This is a genomic window from Methylomonas sp. BW4-1, assembly GCF_052474385.1.
Genome location: NZ_CP184125.1, coordinates 3972578 through 3996919 on the forward strand (window position 1 = coordinate 3972578; position 24342 = coordinate 3996919).

Genomic DNA, 24342 nt, shown 5'->3' on the forward strand with positions numbered 1-24342 from the left:
ATTCTGAAAATAGCAGCAAAACCGGGAAAAATAGCCTAATTACCACAAATATTAAGAGGTATAATTTATTGCGACGCCAAGCCGGCAATATGTTTGATAAAGCCGGTTTCATTGACGAAGGTAATATCGTACATTTTAGTCAACCCCAACACCTGCTCATCACTAACACCCAAGACCAGTAACAGAAAGTTTTCCTTGGCAATATCCAACCTGCGCCGCATTTTGCAGTACTTGTCGATAAACGAACGAAATTCTCCGGATTTACATTCTATAAATACCGGTATCCGCCCGTTAATTAGAAAAAATACATCCACTTCATATTTATCTTCGTTCGCAAACTGAATATTAAAGCTTCTTAAGCAAGAGAAAAGCCCTTTGCTTTCGTAGAAATGTTTCAGCAATTTCATAAACACATACCATTCCAACCATTCACCATTAAAAAATCCGACAATGGCCGAAATGCTCTGTAAATTCAGATGCACTCTCTTTTCATTTTTATTATAAAAATACTTGGCGACAAACGAGAATTCGTAAAGGTTTTTACAAAAGCCGGTAATGGTTTTAATTTGATTTTGACTGTAATCGCTTAAATTCAAAACAACCGATGCGTAGTTATTTCTTTGGGCTTTCCTAATTCTATCCAGTACATCCTGCAAAACCGGAAAGTTATCGCCCAATTCAACCGCCACTTCATCATAAAAACCTTGCGTATCCAAGGCGTTATGATTTACTTCGACCTGGATATTTTTACGTTCGAACCAGCTGATGATGGGTTTGTACTGCATACTGTTAGTCATCACAGCAGTGTTGTGCAAATCCACCTCTTCGTCTTTAGGCAAGCGAATATCGGATGGCGCCATTTCCGTTACAGGATTACTCGCCTGTTCCAACTCACGGTATTTAGCCAGTAGCACCCCGTATTTATCGATCAGTTTCTTCACAAAAACCACGGTATCGTGAATTGCCGAGGCTTGTTCGCAAACCGGACACTTAACCGTTTTGCCCACATGCTCGTTCGGCACTTCACGTAAATAGGCACAATTGTTACAGCGCAGAATTGCCATATGGCGTCCTTGAATATTTATTACGGTAATGAATGTACTTGGCTAAATTCAAAATAACCACGCAATCAGCTTGCACTAAAAACTGGCGTTTAGCTCACTGAAGAGCCGCATCTTGACGCTAACAATCCACCCTGAACCTAACGGATAACGCCGGCCGCCGTGTCACAAATCACCCCATCGGTCTGGCAATTGTAGACATGCCTGCACAGACCTCAACCTGAAAATACGGCAAAAAATCCTATCTAACTGATATAAAACAAAAAACCAGATGCGCCGGTTATTTTTGAATCTGGATCAAAATTTGCTGAGAAGTTTAAAACGGCTGTACAAGCCTTATCCCGCACTCTCGATCACAGGTGATTTATGAGCAAAATCGGCATTTTTTTCGGAACGGATACCGGCAGCACCCGACTGGTGGCAAAAAAAATTTTCAGTCTGTTAGGCGAAGAGCTGGCCGACAAGCCCAAAAATATCAATCGAGTAAAACCCGAAGAATTATTGCAGTACGACGCGCTGATTTTGGGCACGCCCAGCTATGGTATAGGCGATTTACCGGGCCTAGCGGCCGGATGCCAGGAACGCAGCTGGCAAGAGTTCGTGCCTTCCCTGGACGGCGCCGATCTCTCCGGCAAACGCATCGCGCTATTCGGCTTGGGCCATCAAGAACGCTACGCTTCGCGTTTCGCCAGCTCGCTGATCCAGCTTTACCGGGTGTTTTACGACTACGGTGCCGAAATGATCGGCCGCTGGAGTACCGAAGGCTACACTTTCGAACATTCCGACTCGATAATCGACAACCAATTCGTCGGCCTAGTGCTGGATCAACGCGGTCAACCGCATTTGACCGACGAGCGCATTCGAATCTGGCTGGCGCAAATCACGCCGCAGCTACTGCCGGTCTTAGCGGAGGCCGCCTAAATGGTGGCCTCATCCCTAGCAGAGCACGATTCCGTGGATCTAACCCCGTTAGCCGACTGCTCGACTTGTGCTTACCGGGATAGCTTATTGGCTGCCGGCACTTGCAAACCGGGCGACCGCTGTGTGGTCGCCGAAAGCGGCCGGCAAATCGACCGTTTTTTTAAAGTTCATCCGGGCTTCGCGCCGAATTACGCCAATGATCCGTTCTGGGAACGCCGGGCAATCGCCGCCCGCTATCTCCCCACCAATCATTTACGCCCGCTACTAACCGATCCCGACGAAGCGGTGCGCCGGGTATTGGCCTACCGCGTCCCCGTTGACTGGCTACTGGAGTTGAGTCAGGACAGCGACAGAGAAGTCCGGGTCACCGTAGCTGATCGTCTGCCCGAAACGCAACTTGAACTGATGGCCAACGACCCGGATTATTTGGTGCGAACCTACGTGGCCAAGCGCTTGCCCGCCGGGCGGCTGTTCCGCCTGGTCGCCGACCCGGACAATGAGGTGCGCCGCACCGTCGCCGAACGCATACCCAGTGTCAGTTTGGGCTTGATGGCCGAAGATCACGAGGTGAACATCCGCCGCATCGTCGCGCAGCGCATGGACGTCGACGATCTGGTCATGATGAGTAAAGACGAAGACTGGACCGTACGTTACGAGGTGGCCTTGCGCGCCGAGCCGGAACTGCTGAAACAGATGCTCGACGATGCCGACGAAGAAGTCAGCTTTACCGCCCGCGAGCGCTGGGAAGCCCTCACCATGGAGACAGTGCATGCAGCAGACTGAACACATCGTCGGCCTGACTTATGCGGATCGATTGCGCATGGCAACCGAATCTCGCCATCAAGCGCTGCAGGAACAGCTGGGTTCTGAATTGGCGGCGCTGACCTCGCTGATGGGGCCGATGAGCGACGGGCCGGAATGGCCGGCCGGCGCAGCCTGGCTGGCGGCACGGCATGGCCAGAACGCCTGCGTGATCTCGGATGGTTTATCCGATCCCTGGGTTGAGCGCGACCGACCGGAAACCGGCCTGGGCCTGGAAGTGTTTATCGAAAGCCCGGATTCCGGCACCGCCACCGATGCGCCGCTCAGCAAACTCGCCGACACGTGGTTATTTCCTTTAACAGCCGAAGTCAGCCACACCCTGGCCGGCTTTCCGCGTTTGAGCGAACGGCTGTTGAACGGCGAGCTACTATCGATGGAATTCGCAATCGACCATATCAAGGACGGCCGCGGGCAAATCGGCGCACTGCTAGGCGCTAACAGCGAATCTGGCAAAACCCTAACGCTAGCGGGTGGAGAGATAAAACTGGTTGCCATCACCTTGCTGACCGGCAGCGAATTGAAGTATCTGCGCGGCAAAGGCGAACTAGCCCGTCACGAATTGGCCGACAAACTGAAAACCGCCGGCGTTGGCCATCTGTCCTTACTCCACCGCCCTTCTCTGGTCTGATCTGTATGCCTCTTTCGCCCGAAATAGATGCCTGGCTACTGGAAAATGGCTTTCAATTAGGCCTCAACCCACACGGCAAACACCCATTAATTCTGTCCGCCCAACAAGGCCGGAGCGACGTGCTGACCTATCTGTTGGAGCAAGGTGCAGATCTTACGGCGCTGGACGCTTACGGCAACAACGCGCTGTGGGCCGCATGTTTTGCCGAAGCCAGTGATTGCATCGGCTTGTTACTGGAAGCCGGCATCGATATTAACTATCAAAACCCTAGCGGTGCCAGCGCGCTGACTTATGCATCATCCAGTGGCAAGCACGCGGTGGTCAAGCAATTACTGGAAGCCGGCGCTGATCCACTACTGACTACGCAGGACGACTTCAGCGCGCTGGACCTAGCCGCCAATCGCCAATGTTTGCAGTTGTTACGCAGTGCTACGAAAGCCGTGCAGGCATAGCGGAACCGGACATTATTCACTCTTACCCTAAATAGCGGCACTCTCGCGAAGGCGGGAGACCAGCAGCTACGCTGGAGTGGTTGCGCCGTCTCACAGCCTTCCAGCCTTACCTGCGCGTATCGGGATCACATGCGATAACAGCACTACCCCCACATGCTTAGCCACCAATCTAAACCCTAAGCCGGAGTCCGCCTATTGCCGCAAGCCCAGCGCGGGCATAGAATGCGGCCTTTCTCAACATACTCCGAGGACGCACCATGTCAGACTCTTATTGGTTTAGAACCGGCGAAGCCACCGTATTTTCCAGCGAAGGGCAAGGCACCGACGCCATGCCGGAAATTCTGATTGGCGACGTCAAAGGCCCGGCCGGCCATGCTTTTGCCAATCTGATGGGCCAAACCGCCGGCCACACGCGCATGTTTGCGATCCGCGCCACCAACCAACAAGTGCGCCCGGCCACCATCATGGTGCCGAAAGTTACGATCAAATCCTCGGCTTATGTCAATTTATTGGGCGGTCCGGTACAGTCGGCGGTCGCCGACGCAGTCATCGATAGCGTCGCCGACGGCGTCATTCCGCGCCTGCAAGCCAACGAGTTGTGCATCATCGCCATGATCTGGATAGATCCCTCCTGCGCGGAAAACCCAGAGCTGGACCGCAAGGATTTGTACCGCACCAACTACGAAGCCATGAAGCTGGCAATTTCCCGAGCCATGAGCAACTCGCCCAGCATCGACGAATTGATCGCCAACCGCCACAAAATATTCCACGAAATGTACGACCCGGAAACTGGCGAATCACAGTGGTAGGCTTGTAAAGCAAATCGTCAGGGAGCCGCAATGCGGCAACCTGACCGACTGCTTGATCCATCATAGAAGCGTATTGTCCAAGCATCATCGCATTCACAGGCAAATCCGCCCGCTCTGCAGCCTAATCCCTTTGCCACCTCCAGCAAGCAGTGTTATTATCCCGCGCCGTATCCGCCCGCACCGCAGCGAGCGATTCGCGTCAACGGAGACGCAAGAGGCTGGTTTTCAAGGTTATACGTTCGCCCTCCGCTTTGTTAAAATCCGCCGATTTTTTGCCCTCGCGGCCAGCCCAGTTTGCTAGGGTGTAATATCCATGCCGCTCGTTCCAATTCCGCAGAGTTTGACCACATGCCAACCCAACCGCTCGAAACGCTGTTCCGCTCAGAAGTTCTCTCCATGTCGGCCTACCATGTCGCCGATGCCAGTAACTTCATCAAACTCGATGCCATGGAAAATCCTTATAGCTGGCCGGAAGACATTCAAACACGCTGGCTGGAATCACTGAAATCCTGCCCGATCAACCGCTACCCGGACCCGGAAGCCAAGGCCCTGGCGGCCGCATTGCGCCGAGCGAACGGCATACCGGAGCAAGCGGCCTTGCTGCTCGGCAACGGCTCGGACGAGATCATTCAAATATTGCTGATGGCTCTGAGCGCCGATGCCACTGTGTTGGCACCGGAACCCGGATTTGTGATGTACAAGCAAGTGGCGCAAAGCTTGGGCCTGCGTTACCTTGGCGTACCGTTGCAGGCAGACTGTTTTGAACTGGACATGCCGGCCATGCGCGCGGCGATTGCCGAATCGCGACCCTCCCTGATTTTTATCGCCTATCCCAACAACCCCACCGGCAACTTGTTCGATGCCGACGCCATCAAGGAAATACTTAGCCTTGCACCGGGCTTGGTCGTGGTCGACGAAGCGTATGCGCCGTTTGCCGACGCCAGTTTTATCGGCGAGCTAGGACATTATCCTAATTTACTGGTGATGCGTACCGTTTCCAAACTGGGGCTGGCCGGCTTACGCCTGGGGTTTCTGGCCGGCGATGCGGCCATTGTGGAGCAGCTGCATAAAGTCCGCTTACCATACAATATCAATAGTCTGACCCAAATCACGGTGGGCTTTGCGTTGGATCATGGCGAGTTTCTGTTAGAACAAACCCAAACGCTGCGAGCGGAGCGCGCTTTAGTTCTTCAAGCCTTAGACGAGACACCCGGCGTCCACGCCTACCCCAGCGCCGCTAACTTCATATTGTTCCGCACCCTCAACAAAGCCGCAGACGACGTATTTGCTTCATTGAAGTCGCAAGGCGTGTTGATCAAGAATCTGTCCCCGCAAGGCGGGCTGTTACACAATTGCCTGCGCGTCACCATCGGGAAACCGGAAGAAAATCAAGCCTTTCTAAACGCGCTGGCAGTTGCTTTAAAGTGATAATTCTCAGCATCCGCAAACGCCTGAAACCCTTGAGTAGCGCTGTCGCAAGAACAATTTCAATAATCACGGACAGTAGGGTATATTTGCTGAAAATTATAATAATCGATGTATCGCGATATACATCACATCATCAGGAGTGTTACTTATGAACCACGAAGGCGTCGATCATTCCAAACGCCAGTTTCTGACCTCGGCACTGTCGGTGGTTGGTGCAGTGGGTGCCGGCTATTTGGCCGTCCCTTTTCTCTCGCAAATGCAGCCCAGCGCCAAGGCCATGGCAGCAGGAGCCCCCGTCGATGTCGATATCAGCAAGATGGAACCCGGCCAGCTAATTCGTGTAGCTTGGCGAGGGAAGCCGGTGTGGGTCTTGAACCGGACGCCGGAGGTTATATCCACTCTGGCGACGCTGGACAGCAAACTGGCTGACCCGGTATCCAACGAATCCATGCAGCCGGAGAACAGCAAAAATCCGCTGCGCTCCATTAAACCGGAAATTTTTGTCGCGGTCGGCCTATGCACGCACTTAGGCTGCTCGCCTACGTTTCGCCCGGAAATTGCCCCTAATGATTTAGGCCCGGACTGGAAAGGTGGTTTCTTTTGCCCGTGTCACGGCTCCTGGTTCGATCTGGCCGGTCGTGTGTATCGCGGCGTTCCCGCCCCTACCAATCTTGAAATACCGCCTTATCGATATGAAACAGACAATCTAATTGTCGTGGGCGAAGACAGCGAGGCAGACAAAGCATGAAGCGTAAAATGAATCAATGCAGCGAATGGCTGCTGGAGCGCTTTCCACTCTCCGATTTGTGGAATGAACACATGGCGCACTACTACGCGCCCAAAAACTTTAACATCTGGTATTTCTTTGGGTCTCTGGCTCTGTTCGTGCTCGTCAATCAGTTCATCACCGGTATTTTGCTGACCATGAACTACAAGCCGGACGCCAAACTGGCTTTCGATTCGGTCGAATACATCATGCGCGACGTCAACTGGGGTTGGCTGGTGCGTTATATGCATTCCACCGGCGCCTCGGCATTCTTCATCGTCGTCTATCTGCACATGTTCCGCGGCCTGATTTACGGCTCGTTCAAGCAACCGCGCGAACTGATCTGGATTTTCGGCATGCTGATCTTCGTCTGTTTGATGGCCGAAGCGTTTATGGGTTACCTTCTGCCTTGGGGCCAAATGTCTTACTGGGGCGCCCAGGTAATTATCTCCTTGTTTAGCGCGATTCCAGTGATCGGCGACGAGTTATCACTGTGGGTGCGTGGCGACTATGTGGTCTCCGACGCTACCTTGAACCGCTTTTTTGCGTTTCACGTCATCGCTGTGCCGCTGGTATTGCTGATCCTGGTATTCCTGCACATCGTGGCTTTGCACGAAGTGGGTTCCAACAACCCCGACGGCGTTGAAATCAAGCAATCAAAGGACCCTTGGGGACATCCTGTCGACGGAATTCCCTTCCATCCGTACTACACGGTGAAGGACATCGTCGGCGTCGGCGTGTTCATGTTCTTCTTCGCCACGGTGATTTTCTACATGCCGGAATTAGGCGGCTACTTTCTGGAGCATGCCAACTTTATCCCGGCTGACCCATTGAAAACCCCGGAACATATCGCCCCGGTCTGGTATTTCACCCCGTTCTACGCCATTTTGCGCGCGGTACCGGATAAGTTTGCCGGCGTGATTGCGATGGGCGGCGCGATTGTGGTGCTGTTTATGCTGCCCTGGCTGGATCGTAGCCCGGTCAAGTCTATCCGTTACCGTGGCGGCATCTTCAAAAAAGCCGTGGCATTGTTTGTAGTGGCGTTTATCGGCTTGGGTTATTTGGGTACCCAGCCTGCTACGCCAGGCGCCACGACGGTTGCGCGGATATTGACCGCCGTTTACTTCGGATTTTTCCTGTTGATGCCTTTATATACCCGCTGGGAAAAAACCAAACCGGTACCGAATCGCCTGACCAACCAGCCTAGCCTGGAAGATCGCATTCCCGCTTTGCTGGCCTTAGTCGATGAAGTCGTTGAGGTACAGCAAGTTCCCGACAATATGGGGGGCACTATCGCTAAGAAAAGGCCGAACTGGTCCGGCATTTCAGCCGTGCTGATTCGTTTTGCAAAAAACCTAAAAAAGAGCCTGGATTAAGCCATGAAAAAAATACTCTACACTCTTTTGTTTTTGCTGCCTTTCAACGTGCTGGCCAGTGGCGGCGTCAAACTGGATAGCGCCGACATCGACTTGAGCGACAACCTGTCGATGGAGCGCGGCGCGAAGTATTACGTCACTTATTGTTTGGGCTGTCATTCGGCAAAACACATCCGCTACAAACGTATCGCGATCGATTTGAAACTGGATGAAGCGGAAGTTCTGAAAGTGGTAGCGCCTTTCGGGGCAGGCATTTACGATCAGATGCATTCAGCGATGAACGCGCACGACGCGGAAAAATGGTTCGGCACCACACCGCCGGATTTATCGCTGATCGCCCGTTCGCGCGGTGCCGACTGGCTATATACCTACCTGCGCAGCTTCTATGCGGAACCGGGAAAACCTTTAGGCGTTAACAACGCGGTATTCCCTGATGTCGGTATGCCCAACGTGTTCTGGCAACTGCAAGGTACGCAGTCGGCAATTACGCAGAAAATCGACGGCCATGACGTGATTACTGGTCTGAAACTGGATCAACCAGGCCAAATGACACCCCAGGAATTCGACAAAATGGTCAACGACTTGGTCAATTTCCTGGTTTACGTCGGTGAACCGGTACAGTTGGAAAGACAACAAATGGGTAAATACGTGCTGTTCTTTATCCTGATGTTTATCGCTCTAGCTTATCTGCTGAAAAAAGAGTACTGGAAAGACGTACACTAACCACAGCTTGAGCGCGTTATATCAAACCGGTATCGGCTGAGCTGATACCGGTTTTTTTATGGCCGCGGGTTTAACAAGCAATCGATTTGTAAATCCGGTTAAAATCTCGGGTAAACTCCCCGCATAGCCATAAGCTCGAACGCTGGAAACTACTCTATCCCTGACCGTCTGAAAGCCAATATGAAAAAAACTACGCCTACCTCCGAAACACCAGTCTCTACCGCTGAAAAGCCCACTCCAGCGAAAGCGACTAAAAAATCCCCTGCCAAATCCGTTGCCGTTAAAACAGCACAAGAAGCCTCCGCCGCACCGGACAAAACCAAAGCTAAACCCAAAGCAACTACAACGCCTAAAGCCGTAAAAACAACGGCTGAAGCACCGGCTGCCCCGGAAAGTATCGAAAAAGCGCCGGAAGCTGCCGCTGCCAAAGCAGCCACGAAAAAAGCCAACCCAAAACCAAAGGCCGCCAAAGTAGAGCCTAATGTAGAAGCCGAGCCAAGCGGCACTGAGTTAGCCGAGATTTCCATGCTCGAACGCATAGGTTTGACCGCTGGCGTTATCTGGCATCATTTGGCTGAAAACGGCGCGACACCGGTTGCCAAATTAGTTTATGTACTTCCGGAGGAAGAGGCCGTCATTCAAAGAAGTATCGGTTGGTTAGCTCAAGAGGACAAAATCACGCTGTCGGCCAGAGGTGGTGACCAAGTCGAAACCATCGTGCTGAAGGGCTAGTATTTGCGACTGAGCGAATCGTTCCTCACGCAACACTTAGCCGCTTGCCATGAAAATAACGATTGTTGAGGCATAAAGACCTCTGGCTTTAAACGACAAGCAACAGACGGTCAATTGCGAGAGCCATCCAAACCTCAGCAATGACCGAATAAGCGCACTATCAATTATTCGGAGGATAAACAATGAAAAACATTATTTTGGCAATCGTAGCTTTATTGTTCTTAGGCCAAACGGCGTATGCGGCCGACGCAGATTGCGAAGCGAAGGCGACTGAAAAAAAGCTGGCCGGCGCCGCCAAAAATAGCTTTCTTAAAAAATGCGAGAAAGACGCCAAGATCGCTGCCGCTAAAGCCAGTTGCGATGCAAAAGCGGCCGAGAAAAACTTGAAAGGCGCGGCCAAAAACAGCTTCACCAAAAAATGCGTCACTGACACAAGTAAATAGCACTTTCGATAAACGCGAGTCCTCCGTCCCTCAGGAACGCCAGCAACGAATATCTGCTTGCCCCCATAGTTGCAATCACTCCGAAAATACCTTTTTTGTGGAATGACGTGTTTCAGTCCCACTGACACATACGCAACCGCTATTAACCCCGCGCCTCAATAAGCTCGCTCCCGCAAAGCCGGGAGCCCAGTTGCCGCACTGGAGCCCCCTCTTCTCGGGAATGACGACCTCAAGAAACTTAAGAAGCGGATTAACCATAGCGGTTTCGAGAAGACCGCTTTACCTCACCCAAGCAGCAACAGCCCATCGATAGAAAATTTTTCCGGTAACGAAAAAAATTATTTGTTCTGTATTTGTTTTAGTTGTATGCTTTATCAAAACAAACACAGAACAAATATGACGCTTACCCGTAAACAACAAGAAATTTTCGACTTCCTGCTACAAAACCAGGAGCGATTCAGTCATCCGCCGACATTGGAAGAATTGTGCGCGGCGATGGGCTTGAAATCACGCGGTTCATTGCATAGCCAGATTAAGGCGCTAATCGATGCCGATTTGATCGAAGCGCCGCAGCGCAAGCAACGCGGCATCCGCCTGACCGAACACGCCAAATCGCTGGTCAACAAAACCGAAGCATCCGGCATGTTACCTTTTGTCGGTACCATAGCCGCCGGCAGGCCGATAGAAGCGATCGAAAACATTTCTTATATGGCAGTGCCGGAAGAATTGAAAACCGAAAACCCTTGTTATGTACTGAAAGTAAAGGGGGATTCGATGCAGGAAGAAGGCATCTTCGACGGAGACTGGGTCATCATCGAACAACGCAGCCATGCCCGTAACGGCGAAATCGTCGTGGCATTGATCGAAAAAGCCGAAGCAACATTGAAATTTATTGAGCAGTATCCACACGAAACCCTGCTAATCCCCGCCAATTCCACGATGCAGGCCATGCGTTACCGGCCCGAGCAAGTGGAAATACAAGGGGTATTAGTCGGACAAATGCGTAGCTATACCAACCACCACTAGGAGGAGATTATGCTTCATCAATCCGTTCATATGCGCGATCAAAAAGCCAATCAAACAGCCATGCTGAACAGGGCGGACAGACAGGCCGCCATCAACATGATCGAGGAAATTACGTTGGTAGTGGTGCTGTGGGGCGTGTTTTTACTGGCTACCGGCTGATGTTCGTAACCATAAGCTGCATGGCATGACCACCTGGCACCCGGCACTATGTATAAGCTGAGTTTTTATGTGCCGGTGAGCCATGCCGAGCAGCTAAAACAAGCGCTGTTCGAGCAGGGCGCCGGGCGTATCGGCGATTATGATAGTTGCGCCTGGCAAGTGCTGGGAGAGGGCCAATTCCGGCCTCTTGCCGGTAGCGAACCCTATCTGGGCAGTATCGGTAAAATTGAGCAGGTCGCCGAATATAAGATAGAAATGGTCTGCGCCGATGATTTGATAAAAACGGTGGTGCAAACCTTGCTGGCTTGCCACCCTTATCAGCAGCCAGCCTACGAGGTTTATAAAATCCTCAGCATCGCAGACTTATCCTAGCCTGTTCAAATCAGTTTTAGGATCTGTGCACAAGCTGATTCCATTGGGATTCGAAGCCATCCAGACGAAATCTATCGATTGCCACTCGCTGGTAAAATGGCCTATCGTCGGCTTTTATGTCTTGATAGCCCCGCTATTCCCACAACAGGAAATCCAGTTTTTGAACTTGCCGGCTTGCCACTTTCGTGGCAACGACAAAGCAAAGATTTTTGAGAAATTCTTTGGAATTTCCTTAATGCCCCCCACTATCCTCATCGCCCTCTTTCTTGGTGATTTCTTCCAAAGCAAGACCGCCGGCCAACGAACTGGGCTTTTTGGTCGCCGACCCCAAACCTTCGCTCAAATTGATTTTAAGTTTTAAATTGTTCGGCGAGTCCGAATTGCGTAAGGCCTCCTCCAAGGTGATCACGCCGCCTTTGTAGAGCTTGAGTAAATGGCTGTCAAAAGTCTGCATGCCGATATTTTCGGATTTTTCCATCGCTTCCTTGATGGCGTGAATATCGCCTTTATGGATCAAATCGCTGACCAATTTAGTGCCCAGCAAAATTTCGATAGCCGCCACCCGCTTTCCTTCGACAGTAGGCACGAGGCGTTGGGAAATAAACGCTTGCAGATTCAAGGACAAGTCCATCAACAACTGCGGACGGCGCTCTTCCGGGAAAAAGTTGATGATCCGGTCCAAGGCCTGATTGGCGTTATTGGCGTGTAACGTGGACAAGCACAAATGCCCGGTTTCGGCAAAAGCCAAAGCGTGTTCCATGGTCTCCTGACTGCGAATTTCGCCAATCAGAATCACATCCGGCGCCTGCCGCAGAGTGTTTTTCAATGCATCCTCATAACTGAGGGTATCGACACCGACTTCGCGTTGATTGACCAAGGATTTTTTATGAGGATGCACAAACTCGATAGGATCTTCGATGGTAATGATATGCCCGGATGAGTTGCTATTGCGATAATCTATCAAGGCTGCCAATGACGTGGATTTACCGGAACCGGTGCCGCCGACGAACAAAATCAGCCCGCGCTTTTCCATGATTTTATCTTTGAGGATTTGCGGCAAGCCCAAGGCATCGGCACTGGGAATATCGACCTTGATGTTGCGGATTACCAAGGCATGGCAATTGCGCTGTTTAAAAATATTCACCCGAAACCGTCCGATTCCTTCTTCGGTGATCGCCAGATTCATTTCCGGCACCTGTTCGAAGGCAGCGCGTTGCTCGGCGTCCATGATGCCGTCAGCAATTTCCTTGATGCGTTCACGGCTAAGTTTGACGTTTTCCAGCGGTTTTAAGCTGCCTTGGAACTTGGCCGCCGGTGGAGCGCCCGCCGTCAGGTAAAGGTCCGAACCATCGTGTTGGACGAGGATTTTTAGATAGTCTTTAAATTCCATGCGGGCGGCTCTCGAATTGATAATGCCCAAAGTGTAGGCCAATCCGCCCACAAGTGAAGCCGGGACGCTATTCGCTCGGTTGCCTAAAAAATGCCTGTTAATTTCTTCACCGAAAAATGTAGTAGCTCGTTTATGCTTGCCTTCCCAAACCATTACTAATTCGTCGAGATGCCAAACCGCCGACTCAACTTGAGTAATTTTGCCCATGAAACCGACTTGCTTTACGGGATCATAGACAGCATTAAAGAAGCCGTCATTGTTTTCGACACGACGCACACAATCGTCTGCGTCAACCGCGCCGCTGAACTTATGCTGGGGATTGGCTCAACAGCCGATTGGGAGAATCGACATTACCTGTTTACCGCCGACGGCAACACGCCTTTTCCCATTGCGCTTTTACCGTGTTTCCAGCCTGTTGACCCAGGCATGACGGAAGAGGCTATCGAATTAATTGTAAAGCGCGCAGACGGCAGCGCAGTCCGCGTCAGCGTTAGCGGTCGAGGCCTAGCAGACCGGCATGGCACTATATCGGCGTGGCTAACGATACTTTCGGACATTCCGGTGCCCAATAACCCGGAGAAACATGCCAAAATTTTAGAGTGCCAACATAACTTGGGCTCCGTCCTCAACCATATGCCGGCGATGATCGGCTACTGGGACAAAAATCTTATCAACAAATTTGGCAACAAAGCCTATGAAGAATGGTTCGGCTTTACTTCGGAAAACTTGCTCGGCAAACATATTCGCGAAGTCATCGGCGATCATCTATACACGCTGAATAAGCCGTTTATCGATGCCGTTCTGAAAGGAGAACCGCAGTATTTTGAGCGTACCATCGTCAATGTCGCGGGCGCAGTTCGCCATACCCAATCCGCCTATTTGCCGGATGGCGCAGCAGGGCAAGTAAAAGGATTTTTCGTCTTGGTGACCGACATTACCGCATTGAAGTCTGCACAAAAACGGGTTAGCGAATCGGAAGCCCGTCTGCGTGCCATGTACGATAGCTTGCCGTTCTTGGCCTGGATGAAGGACAGAAACGGGAAATATATTCAAGCCAACAAACATTGGCTAAACGCCGTGGGCATCGACCATCTGCACGATTCAAACGATGTGACTGATTTCGATATCTGGCCGGAAGGCCTGGCCGAGCATTACCGCGCGGTTGACCAAGAAGTGATGCTGACTCGGCAACAAATATCGCTGACCGAGAGAGCCTTCGACGCTGGACGGGAAACCTGGACCGAAACAATCAAAGCCCCCATCGTCGACGATAAAGACGATGTGCTGGGCACCATCGGTCTGGCACGCGATATAACCGAAAGCCGCAGCGCGGAGGAGCGACTCCGCAATTACAGCGAACGCTTGAGCTTGGCCACCAAAGCCGCCGCAATCGGCATTTGCGAGTGGGATCTGGCGTTGGGCGTCGGGGATTGGGATGAACGCATGTACGAAATGTTCGGCATTCCTGTGGGAACGCCCATAGACTACCAGACCTGGTCTGCCTTGGTGGTGGTTGAAGACTTACCGCGCACCGAAGCCACCCTGCGCAAGCTGATTCGAGACCAGCAGGAAAAGCATTGGGAATTTAGGATTCGCCGGCAAAGCGACGGCGCCTTACGCTTCATTCAGGCTTCAGCCATCATAGCCGGCGATCCCAAGAGCGGCGGGCAAAAAATCGTCGGGGTTAACAGAGATGTCAGCAATTTTAAGTTGATCGAAAATGCCTTGCGCGAAAGCGAAGCGCATCTGGCTCACGCCCAAGCCCAGGCGCATTTGGGCAGTTGGTCCTTGAATCTTAGAGAACATTCTCTGAAATGGTCTGACGAAAATTACCGAATTTTCGGCATGCCTTTGGGCACGCCGATAAGCTACGAGCGCTTCTTGAAATGTGTCCATCCGGCTGACCGACATTACGTGCGCCACGCCTGGGAAGCGGCCATGCGTGGCGCGCCTTACGACATCCAACACCGTATCGTGGCGAACGGTAAAATAAAATGGCTGAGGGAACGCGCCGATCTGGTATTTGCCGGGGATGGCAGTTTCGTGCGCGGCATAGGCACATCGCAGGACATCACCGAGCTGAAAATAATAGAAAAAGACCTGGAATCGTCCCGCTTGCAATTACGGCAACTGGCCGCTCGTCGGGAAAAGGCCCGTGAAGAAGAACGCAAGCACATGGCCCGTGAAGTTCACGACGAGCTGGGACAAATGTTGACTGCCCTGCGCATGGAAATGTCGCTGCTGCGCATGAAATTCGCCATCAACAACCGGGAGCTGGCCGAACAAATCCGCAACATTATGGAGTTGCTGGACCAAACCATCCAGGTTACCCGCGACGTGGCAACCTCCCTACGTCCCTCGGCGATAGAAATGGGAATCGTGCCGGCTTTGGAGTGGCTGGTAAGGAAATTCGCGGAACAATCCGGGATTCAGTGCGATCTGTTGTATCCGGAAGATGATTTCGATATGGACGAGGAATGCGCAATCGTGATTTTTCGCATCGCCCAAGAATCGCTGACCAATGTGCTGCGGCATGCGGCAGCCAGCAAGGTAAAAATTGCCGTCAATTTGGATAAGGACCACTATTGCCTGAAAATTGACGATAATGGTCGTGGTTTCGACACCCATGCGCCCACTAAGACCAAGTCTTTTGGCCTGATCGGCATACGTGAACGCTCCTTGATGTTGGGCGGAGAAACCAGTATTTCCAGTGCCCCGGGCCAAGGTACCTCTATCCAGGTACGTATCCCGGCTAACCCTAAAAGACCAGAACTATGATCCGATTAATTATTGCCGACGACCATGCCATTGTGCGGGGCGGTCTGAAACAACTATTCGCACTCTCCACCGATATTACCGTCGTCGGCGAAGCCGAAAATAGCCAACAACTGTTGAGTTTTCTCGCTGAAAACGCCGTTGATCTGGTGCTACTGGATCTGACCATGCCCGATCTTGGCGGCGTGGAGATGATCAGCCGGATTCGCGGCCAATATCCGGCATTGCCCATCCTGATTTTGAGCATGCACAACGAATTGCAAATCGTCTCGCGCGCATTAAAAACCGGTGCGAATGGCTATCTAACCAAGGATAACGACCCGGAAACCTTACTGACAGCCATCCGCCGAGTTGCCGGCGACGGCCGATTTATCGACCCTAAACTCGCCGAAAAAATGGTATTTGAATTCGAGAGCTCCGAGCCAAGCAAACCGCATGAAAAACTATCCGAACGCGAGTTTCAAATCTTGCAGTTACTGGCTAAAGGCCAAAGCCTGAACGACATCGGCAGGGACCTGGCAATCAGCAACAAGACTGTCAGTACATACAAAGCCCGGCTGTTTGAAAAATTGCACATCAGCAATAACGCCGAATTGATCCGCTACTATGATGCACACCGCCTGAATATGTAGTCCCATGCCCGCATAAGAAGGAAATAGCCTACAACAAATTACACTTTTACCTGCCTGAAATTTCGGATTGACTGATATTCAGCCGCTCTACATTTAAATATGATGCAGGATCCAGAATTTTGAATGCATCGGGGTTCATCTATGCAAGTATCGGTAACAGGTGAATGGTTTGAGGTGACTATCCGTAACACGTTGGAGTTTGCAAAATGCCATGAATTACTGGCGTCATGCAAGGCTCACACCAAAGTCAATACGCGCGCCGGCGCCAGGATAACACTCGAGAATATCCCTACATTCAATATGTGCGGCATCGCCACCATCTCGCTAATCTGCGATTGGATGCAGGCCGGCGTCGAGCTGAATCTGCAAGGCTGTGGCGGCGACGTACATCAGATTTTCGATACCGGCATATTCGATAAATACTTCAGCAAACACACCCCCTACATTCGCACCACCCACCATGTGCCTGGAGCGCACAAAGCCGCGTTTAGCCAAGGATTGCCCGATACGCAAAACCCACCCACGGTTACGTCCGGACCAAACCGTGCTGGAAAATTAGCGTGAAAACACCATTCTTCGATTTTTTCAGTGCGGGCGGACTGATGCCGCACGGGTTTTGCCTAAAGTGGACGCCCGGCCTGCTGTGGTCGTATGTGATTTCCGATGCCTTAATCACTCTGGCCTATTTCGCGATTGCCGTCATTCTGGCTTATGTCGTATCACAGCGCCGAGACCTGAAATTTCGCGGCATCTATTTGATGTTCAGCTCATTTATTCTGGCCTGCGGGGCATCGCACTTGATGTCCATCTTCCTGATCTGGCAACCCTTGTACTGGTTGGATACCGCCATAAAAGCCTTGACGGCGGCCATCTCCCTGGCAGCGGCAATATTGTTGATCAAGTTGGTGCCGCATGCATTGAAACTACCGAGCAATCGGCAACTGGCAGCCGAAATTGCAGTGCGCACGCAGGCGCAACAGGACCTACAGGAAAGCGAAAGCAAGCTAAAAGCCCTCAGCCAGCAACTCATCAGCCTGATAGAAGCCATTCCCGACGCAATTCTGTTCAAAGACGGCGACGGCCGCTTGTTATTCGCCAATGAGCACGCGCAACAGTTATTCCGATTTGACGGTATGGATTGGCAGGGCAAGACCTATCTGGAACTGGCCGATCAACAGCCGGACGCACTGGACAAGCATATAAAACTATTTTCGGATGAAGAAGCGGTATGGAAGGCCGGACACTTGATCATGTTTGAAGATCATATTCTCAACGACGAGGGCCGCTTGATCGAAATAGAGGTACGCAAAACGCCGATTTACCAGGAAAACGGCCAACGCAAAGGCATGGTGGTGATTAGCCGGGACATCAGCAACATCCGCTGGGCGGAGAGCCAATTGCGCATCGCCGAGCGCGCTATCGAGTCCCAGGAAGGGATCATGATTACCGATGAAAATAATATCATCTTGCGCGTCAACAACGCCTTCACCCGGCTGACCGGTTATCAGCCGGACGAAGTCATCGGCAACAAACCCTCGATTTTAAAATCCGGCCGTCACGGCCAAGAGTTTTACCGGGAAATGTGGGCCGCTCTCAAGCGCGAAAAATTCTGGCAAGGCGAGGTGTGGGACAGGCGTAAAAACGGCGACGTGTACCCGAAGTGGCTGACAATCAGCGTAGTAACCGGCGCGGACGGCCACACTTGCAACTACGTGGCGGCCTTTACCGACATTAGCCAGCACAAGGAAGCGCAAGCCGCCATTCACCGCCTGGCTTATTACGATCCGCTCACCGACCTGCCCAATCGCCGCCTGTTGCAAGACCGGCTACAGCAGGCTTTACACAACAGCCGTTGCGCGCGTAAGCACGGCGCGGTGTTGATGATAGATGTCGATAATTTCAAAACGATTAACGATACCCAGGGCCACCAAATCGGCGATCAGCTACTAATAGAAATTGCCTCGCGCCTAAAAGCCTGCGTTCGTCAAGGCGATACCGTTGCCCGGCTGGGCGGCGACGAATTTATCGTGCTGCTGGAAAATCTGGGCAGCGCGCAAGCCGAGGCAACCGCGAATGCCGAAGACGTTGCACACAAAATATTGTGCGCCATCAATACCGGCATGTTGTTAAACGGCAAGGAACATCTCGGCTCCATCAGTATCGGCATTGCCATATTCGACGAACACAACAACTCGTTCGACGACACGCTGAGGCGCGCCGACGCGGCGCTGTACCAGGCCAAGGATGCCGGCCGCAACACGCTGCGTTTCTTCGATCCACAGATGCAGGCCTTATTGGAATCGCGCGTATTGCTGGAGTTCGATTTACGCCATGCCCAGGCCCAAGATCAGCTAAGCCTGCATTACCAACCCCAGGTCGATAAAAACGCCCAGATTTTTAGCGCAGAAGTGCTATTACGCTGGAAACATCCGCAAAAAGGCATGATTTCGCCGGCCGAGTTTATCCCGCTAGCCGAAGAATCCGGCTTGATTCTGCCCATCGGCGAATGGGGGTTGCAATGCGCCTGCGAGCAACTCAAGGCCTGGGAACAAAATCCGCTCACCCAGCATTTACAGCTTGCCGTCAATGTAAGCGCCAGACAGTTCCGTCAAGCCGATTTCGTCGAATCGATCTGCCGAATTCTTAACAACTCGGGCGCCAACTCGGCAAAACTCAAACTGGAATTGACCGAAAGCATGGTATTGCACGATGTCGAAGACGCCATTGAAAAAATGCAAACGCTGAAATCATTGGGCGTACGTTTTTCGATGGACGACTTCGGCACCGGATATTCCTCACTGAGTTATCTAAAGAAGTTGCCGCTTAGCCAACTCAAAATCGATCAAAGCTTTGTGCGTGACCTTATCGTTGACCCTAACGATGCGGTCATTGCCCAAACCATTATCGGCATGGGCCACAACCTGGGCCTGAATGTGATTGCGGAAGGGGTGGAAACCCAGGATCAACGCATCTGCCTGGAGCGTATAGGCTGCGATGCCTTTCAAGGCTACCTGTTCGGCAAACCCATGCCCTTACCTGAATTCGAACGTGTAATACACAGCTTGAACCGGGCGATTCGACCGGAAAACATCCGCAACGGCAGCTAAATGGCCGTCATTTTAAGCCCTCATTGATTTTCTACACGACTTGGCGACATGGCATGTTTGATCATCCATCTGCCGTTTCACTCACTCTTATAACAATAAATTTAACGGGGGAAATCTTATGTTCTTAATGAACTGGCATTCGGTGGGAGTCAAAGTGGTAGCCATTACCACGGGCATACTCTTCGTCCTGAGCTTGGGCTTGTTGTTGATGTTTGCCAACATCGAAAAACAAAAACTGATAGACCGCAAGATTGAATCGTCCCGGCAATTGCTGCTGCTTTCCGAATCGATTCGCGACAATGTAGCCAAAAATTGGGAAAGCGGCCTTTACTCGCCGGAGTACCTCCGGCAGTTGGTGCAAGGCAAGGATGAAGCCAGCCGCCGGTCGTTGATTATCGCGACCGTCCCCACCGCCAATGCCTGGGACGTGATAGAAGCCAAAGCCAAGGAAGGCGGTTTTCGTTTTAAAGCGCCGGCACTGAATCCGCGCAATCCGCCCAGAAACATGCCGGACCAACTGGAACAACAGGTTTTGGACAAATTCAAAAAAGACCCGGCGCTAACTGAATACAGCATGGTCGACGAAGAGAAACAAGAAATTCGCTATTTCAGACCGGTGAAAATGACCAAACAATGCGAGCTTTGTCACGGCGACCCGCAAACCTCGCAAGCCTTATGGGGCAACGGCAAGGGCCAGGATTTACTCGGTTATGCCATGGAAAACCGCCGGACCGGCGACTTGCACGGCGCATTCGAAATCATCACTCCTTTTAGCAACGCCTTTAGCGAGTTGAAGCAAACCGTGTTTTACGCAGTCGGCTTTTTGGGTTTGACGCTTTTAATCATCGGTATCACCGGTTATCTGGTGATGAGCAAAATCATCATCGGCCCACTGACTGCATTGGCGCTGAACCTGCAAGCCATTTGCAGCGGAGACGGCGATTTGCGCGCCAGGCTCAGCGCGTCGGGTAAATCCGAGTTTGCCTGGGTGGCCTCCAGTTTTAATGCCTTCGTGAAGAAAATCGCCAAAACCGTTGAAGAAATCAGCGTGACCAGCGACCGGCTAGCGCAGGCAGCCAACAAACTGGCAACCATCACCCAATCCACCCAACAAGGCGTAGAGAAGCAATTGCAAGAAACCACGCTGGTGGCTAATGCGATGAAACAAATGACATCGACTGTACAAGAGGTTGCCAAAAACGCGGTCAAAGCATCCGAAGCCGCCGAAAATGCGGACCGGGAAGCGACGTCAGGCAAAAATATCGTTACGCAAGCGGTTGGCGGCATTAACGAATTAGCCACCGAAGTGGAAAATGCCGCCAATGTGATTCACGATCTGGAAACCGACAGCAACAGCATAGGCGAAGTATTAAGCGTGATTCAGGGCATCGCCGAGCAAACCAATTTATTGGCGTTGAATGCAGCCATTGAAGCGGCCCGCGCCGGCGAGCAAGGCCGCGGCTTTGCAGTGGTGGCGGATGAAGTCCGCACCTTGGCCAGCCGCACGCAAAACTCGACGCTGGAAATCCGCCAAACCATAGAAAGGTTGCAAGGCCGGGCGAAACAAGCGGTTTCGGTGATGGAAAACGGCAGAAAACGCGCCGCCTCCAGTGTTGAGCAAGCCGCTTCGGCAGGTGATTCGATCAATACCATCAGCGAGAGAATATTTACCATCAACGACATGAATAATCAGATCGCCACCGCCGCAGAGCAACAGACAGCGGTCGCGGAAGAAATTAACCGTAATGTCAGCAATATCAGCCATGTGTCCCAAGAAACCTCAAGCGGCGCCAAACACACCGCCGATGCCTGCCACGAGTTGCTTGAACTGGCCAATCAATTACGCCAGACGGTTGGCCATTTTAGAATTTAAAGCCATCGCTTCGCCGGCCGTCAGCGGCCGGCGAATCACCGACCCACCAAGGCAAACCCCTGATTTTTTGGTGGATTTTCCCACCGAAAGTTGCCCAATTAATTGTTTGCCCACGTTGCTGACAGCCGCATATTGCTGAAATCCACAGTATAATGCGGCGTTTTTCCTGCTAGACATCTGAGTTATGAGTCAACAAAGAAAAGCGGTGGCGCTGATTTCCGGCGGCCTGGACTCCATGCTGGCTACCCAAGCCATCCTTGAGCAAGGTATCCACGTCGAGGGCATCAATTTTTTCACCGGCTTTTGCGTGGAAGGCCACACGCACGCGATACGCAAGCAAGACGCCGACAAGGTCAAGCGCAACAACTCGCTGTGGGTGGCCGAGCAGTTGGGTATCAAACTGCATATCATCGATGTTATCGAAGAATACAAAAACGTCCTTCTAAACCCCAAGCACGGTTACGGTGCCAACCTAAACCCTTGCCTGGATTGCAAGATTTTCATGGTCAACAAGGCCAAACAGTGGATGGTGGAAAACGGCTTCGATTTCATCATCACCGGCGAAGTGGTCGGCCAACGCCCCATGTCGCAGCGCAAGCAAACCATGCCCATCGTCGCGGCCCAGTCCGGTGCCGACGATTTACTGGTCCGCCCCTTGTCCGCGCAAAATTTACCCGCCACCTTACCGGAACGCGAAGGCTGGATCAGCCGTGAGAAAATGTTTGGTTTCAGCGGCCGGTCACGCAAACCGCAAATGACCTTGGCGAAAGAATACGGCTTTACCAACTACGCCCAACCCGCCGGCGGCTGTTGTTTCTTGACCGACGAAGCCTATTCATTAAAGCTGGTTGATCTATGGAAAGCCCGCGGCGAACGCGATTACGATCTGGACGATGTGATGCTACTGAAAGTAGGCCGGCATATCCGCCCCAAACCACATTTCAAAGTCATCATAGCGCGCGAAGACGGTGAAGCCCGCTTCATGAGCGGTTATAAAAAAGAATTTATCAGTATGAACTGCGCCAGCCATCGCGGCCCGCTAGCCTTGATCGACGGCACACCCAGCGAAGACGATCTGCTGCAAGCCGCGCAGATTACCGCGCGCTACGGCCAAGGCCGCGAAGCCGAACAAGTGGAAGTGACCATCCGCGAGCGGGACGGAGCAGAACGCAATGTGTTTGTGAAGCCTTTGCTTGCCGACGACATTCCACAGGAGTGGTTCGTATGAGTGAACATGTTTTGAACGCCCGCCGCTTGCTCTGCCCCTTGCCGGTGATCCGCACTCAGGACAAGGTCAAGACCTTGCTAGCCGGTGATGTGTTGACTGTGGAATGTACCGATCCTGGAGTGATGCAGGATATTCCGGCTTGGTGTCGGATTAATGGGCATAAGGTTTTGGAGACTCGTACGGGTGATGGGGAGTATGTGATTGTTTTGGAAGTGGGTTGAGTATTTGTGTCGCTATCGCGACGGATTTTAGAAGTCGGGTCTCGGCCCGACAGCCGAGATACTTTTCTTTGCTTGTCCAAAGAAAAGTATCCAAAAGAAAAGACACCCGGATGCCGCTTTGATCCTGCGCGCCGAAGCTTTCGACGGGGATCGACAGAAGGGGCTTCCTGCCCCTCTGTCGACGTGCGGCATCCATGCCGCACCCCTACGGGCTATTCCCGCCGAAAGCTCCGGTGCTCGGCGCGGCATACGGGAGGGAAACCGTCGAGATAGAAAGGAACGATGTATTTGCGAACACTAGATGATACACAGAAACCACTTAATCACTTGTAGGCATAGAAAAGGGACATAATACATCATGGCTTATCGATTCCAGATTTCCGCAAATTTATTGACATGGCCACGGAAATGCGCATGTTGTGGTGATTCTGCAGATAATCATCTTAAAGCATCGGCATCACGAACGACTGGAAAAAGGGTGCGTACAACTAAAACGTCTTGGTGGGAAGTACCATATTGTTCGTCTTGTTTAAAACATAAGGTAATCTTCGAGAGGGCTGGCATTTGGATTCTACCTGGTTTTCTGTTTGGAATTGTTACTTGGTATTTTGCTGCAAGTGCATCAAACAGTGGTCTGATAGGTTTTATTGCTGGAATGATACTTTTATTGTTAAGTTTTTGGCCTTATAGACAAGCGGTAAAGGTTGCTAAATTAAAAATGAAGCCGGGGTGCTGTTCGCCAGGTTCTGCAGTGCGATACATCGAATGGCATGGGACTGTGCATACTTTCGTTTTCGAGAGCAAGTCGTACCTTGATAGCTTCCTGAGTAGTAATTCTGGAAAGAAAAGGTCTGACATAAAAGAAATATAAGGGGATTAGGAGTTTACTTTCTGGCCTAACCACTGCGTCAATTCGAACCACCCACTACGCTGGGTTTCGTGGATAGCCGGTTACGTGCCAAGTTATATGTTTTTTATACAGAACATGAGAGGACAAATGTGGCTACTTATCTGAGCATAGCGTCCATATTCTTTGGTTTTCTTTCAGCAGGTGCCTGGCTCTGGGCGAGTGTAGTAAAGGTAAGCCGGGAAAAGGAAATAAATCGACGCATAGCCAAGGCAAAAAAACTCGGCGAAGAACCGAATTTGGCAGGAGTTAGTCTAGATGGCTGGGATATGTCCGGCACCTTCCGTGCACAATCATTCTGGAATGCCATCGGCGCGGTACTAGCAGCTATTTCTATTTCTTGCCAGGCAATCGTGCAGATTCTGCAAGACGTATAACAACCACATTACCCTGATATTCTCAGCGATGTGCCTCAACGCGGTAAGGCGCAATCCGTAGGGCGTCAATAGGCGAAGTCGTATTGCGCCGCATGCTGGCCTTCGATTATTCGG

At 51.8% G+C, this 24342-nt stretch carries 24 protein-coding genes; 22 read left to right on the forward strand and 2 right to left on the reverse strand.

Annotation, left to right across the window (positions count from 1 at the left end; all coding sequences use genetic code 11):
• Positions 1-65: 65 nt before the first annotated feature.
• Positions 66-1064: a hypothetical protein gene (locus ACH5Y9_RS18415; protein ID WP_445367114.1), complete on the reverse strand. Its 999-nt coding sequence runs from the start codon at positions 1062-1064 to the stop codon at positions 66-68.
• Between the two features lie 363 nt (positions 1065-1427).
• Between ACH5Y9_RS18415 and ACH5Y9_RS18420 the strand changes: the two genes are divergently transcribed.
• The 14 genes from ACH5Y9_RS18420 to ACH5Y9_RS18485 all read left to right on the forward strand — a co-directional run bounded on the left by ACH5Y9_RS18420 (position 1428) and on the right by ACH5Y9_RS18485 (position 11718).
• Positions 1428-1982: a flavodoxin gene (locus ACH5Y9_RS18420; protein WP_445367115.1), complete on the forward strand. Its 555-nt coding sequence runs from the start codon at positions 1428-1430 to the stop codon at positions 1980-1982.
• The gene (locus tag ACH5Y9_RS18425; RefSeq protein WP_445367116.1) at positions 1983-2765 is read left to right on the forward strand and encodes a 4Fe4S-binding leucine-rich repeat protein; all 783 of its coding nucleotides are present in this window, start codon (positions 1983-1985) and stop codon (positions 2763-2765) included. It begins immediately after the preceding gene.
• Positions 2752-3432, forward strand: coding sequence for a hypothetical protein (locus tag ACH5Y9_RS18430; protein WP_445367117.1), 681 nt, complete (start codon positions 2752-2754; stop codon positions 3430-3432). Before ACH5Y9_RS18425 ends, ACH5Y9_RS18430 begins: the two co-directional genes overlap by 14 nt.
• A gap of 5 nt (positions 3433-3437) precedes the next feature.
• Positions 3438-3884, forward strand: coding sequence for an ankyrin repeat domain-containing protein (locus ACH5Y9_RS18435; RefSeq protein ID WP_445367118.1), 447 nt, complete (start codon positions 3438-3440; stop codon positions 3882-3884).
• 257 nt (positions 3885-4141) lie between these two features.
• On the forward strand, positions 4142-4693 hold the full coding sequence (gene fae / locus ACH5Y9_RS18440) for a formaldehyde-activating enzyme (protein WP_171696673.1): 552 nt from the start codon (positions 4142-4144) through the stop codon (positions 4691-4693).
• Positions 4694-5041: 348 nt separating this feature from the next.
• Positions 5042-6121 carry a histidinol-phosphate transaminase gene (hisC, locus tag ACH5Y9_RS18445; RefSeq protein WP_445367119.1) on the forward strand — a complete coding sequence of 360 codons (1080 nt, stop codon included), beginning with the start codon at positions 5042-5044 and terminating at the stop codon, positions 6119-6121.
• Between the two features lie 148 nt (positions 6122-6269).
• Positions 6270-6869, forward strand: coding sequence for a ubiquinol-cytochrome c reductase iron-sulfur subunit (petA, locus tag ACH5Y9_RS18450; RefSeq protein WP_033155861.1), 600 nt, complete (start codon positions 6270-6272; stop codon positions 6867-6869).
• On the forward strand, positions 6866-8263 hold the full coding sequence (locus ACH5Y9_RS18455; RefSeq protein ID WP_033155860.1) for a cytochrome b: 1398 nt from the start codon (positions 6866-6868) through the stop codon (positions 8261-8263). The genes petA and ACH5Y9_RS18455 overlap by 4 nt, the downstream gene beginning before the upstream one ends.
• 3 nt (positions 8264-8266) lie before the next feature.
• Positions 8267-8986, forward strand: a complete 720-nt coding sequence (locus ACH5Y9_RS18460) for a cytochrome c1 (protein WP_033155859.1) — start codon at positions 8267-8269, stop codon at positions 8984-8986.
• A gap of 180 nt (positions 8987-9166) precedes the next feature.
• Positions 9167-9718: a winged helix-turn-helix domain-containing protein gene (locus ACH5Y9_RS18465; protein WP_445367120.1), complete on the forward strand. Its 552-nt coding sequence runs from the start codon at positions 9167-9169 to the stop codon at positions 9716-9718.
• 182 nt (positions 9719-9900) lie between these two features.
• The gene (locus ACH5Y9_RS18470; RefSeq protein ID WP_445367121.1) at positions 9901-10161 is read left to right on the forward strand and encodes a hypothetical protein; all 261 of its coding nucleotides are present in this window, start codon (positions 9901-9903) and stop codon (positions 10159-10161) included.
• 396 nt (positions 10162-10557) lie between these two features.
• Positions 10558-11187, forward strand: coding sequence for a transcriptional repressor LexA (gene lexA / locus ACH5Y9_RS18475; RefSeq protein ID WP_445367122.1), 630 nt, complete (start codon positions 10558-10560; stop codon positions 11185-11187).
• Positions 11188-11196: 9 nt separating this feature from the next.
• Positions 11197-11346, forward strand: a complete 150-nt coding sequence (locus ACH5Y9_RS18480; protein ID WP_165385910.1) for a hypothetical protein — start codon at positions 11197-11199, stop codon at positions 11344-11346.
• A gap of 48 nt (positions 11347-11394) precedes the next feature.
• The gene (locus ACH5Y9_RS18485) at positions 11395-11718 is read left to right on the forward strand and encodes a Nif3-like dinuclear metal center hexameric protein (RefSeq protein WP_205452962.1); all 324 of its coding nucleotides are present in this window, start codon (positions 11395-11397) and stop codon (positions 11716-11718) included.
• A gap of 232 nt (positions 11719-11950) precedes the next feature.
• On the opposite strand, the gene ACH5Y9_RS18490 is transcribed toward ACH5Y9_RS18485, so the two are convergent.
• Positions 11951-13108, reverse strand: a complete 1158-nt coding sequence (locus ACH5Y9_RS18490) for a PilT/PilU family type 4a pilus ATPase (RefSeq protein ID WP_205454376.1) — start codon at positions 13106-13108, stop codon at positions 11951-11953.
• 189 nt (positions 13109-13297) lie between these two features.
• On the opposite strand from ACH5Y9_RS18490, the gene ACH5Y9_RS18495 reads away from it, so the two are divergent.
• From ACH5Y9_RS18495 to ACH5Y9_RS18530, 8 genes are all read left to right on the forward strand, one after another.
• Complete coding sequence (locus ACH5Y9_RS18495; RefSeq protein ID WP_445367123.1) at positions 13298-15886, forward strand: PAS domain-containing sensor histidine kinase; 2589 nt, start codon at positions 13298-13300, stop codon at positions 15884-15886.
• Entirely contained in the window at positions 15883-16515 is a 633-nt protein-coding gene (locus ACH5Y9_RS18500) for a response regulator (RefSeq protein ID WP_445367124.1), read from the forward strand. Before ACH5Y9_RS18495 ends, ACH5Y9_RS18500 begins: the two co-directional genes overlap by 4 nt.
• A 141-nt stretch (positions 16516-16656) precedes the next feature.
• Positions 16657-17079 (forward strand): hypothetical protein, encoded by a 423-nt coding sequence (locus ACH5Y9_RS18505; protein ID WP_129871332.1) that lies wholly within the window; start codon positions 16657-16659, stop codon positions 17077-17079.
• Positions 17076-19622: a putative bifunctional diguanylate cyclase/phosphodiesterase gene (locus ACH5Y9_RS18510; protein ID WP_445367125.1), complete on the forward strand. Its 2547-nt coding sequence runs from the start codon at positions 17076-17078 to the stop codon at positions 19620-19622. Before ACH5Y9_RS18505 ends, ACH5Y9_RS18510 begins: the two co-directional genes overlap by 4 nt.
• 118 nt (positions 19623-19740) lie before the next feature.
• Positions 19741-21495 (forward strand): methyl-accepting chemotaxis protein, encoded by a 1755-nt coding sequence (locus ACH5Y9_RS18515; protein WP_445367126.1) that lies wholly within the window; start codon positions 19741-19743, stop codon positions 21493-21495.
• Positions 21496-21679: 184 nt separating this feature from the next.
• Positions 21680-22723 (forward strand): tRNA (5-methylaminomethyl-2-thiouridylate)-methyltransferase, encoded by a 1044-nt coding sequence (locus ACH5Y9_RS18520; protein WP_445367127.1) that lies wholly within the window; start codon positions 21680-21682, stop codon positions 22721-22723.
• Entirely contained in the window at positions 22720-22944 is a 225-nt protein-coding gene (locus ACH5Y9_RS18525; protein ID WP_445367128.1) for a sulfurtransferase TusA family protein, read from the forward strand. Before ACH5Y9_RS18520 ends, ACH5Y9_RS18525 begins: the two co-directional genes overlap by 4 nt.
• A gap of 999 nt (positions 22945-23943) precedes the next feature.
• Positions 23944-24228 (forward strand): hypothetical protein, encoded by a 285-nt coding sequence (locus ACH5Y9_RS18530; protein ID WP_445367129.1) that lies wholly within the window; start codon positions 23944-23946, stop codon positions 24226-24228.
• The last annotated feature ends 114 nt before the right edge of the window (positions 24229-24342 follow it).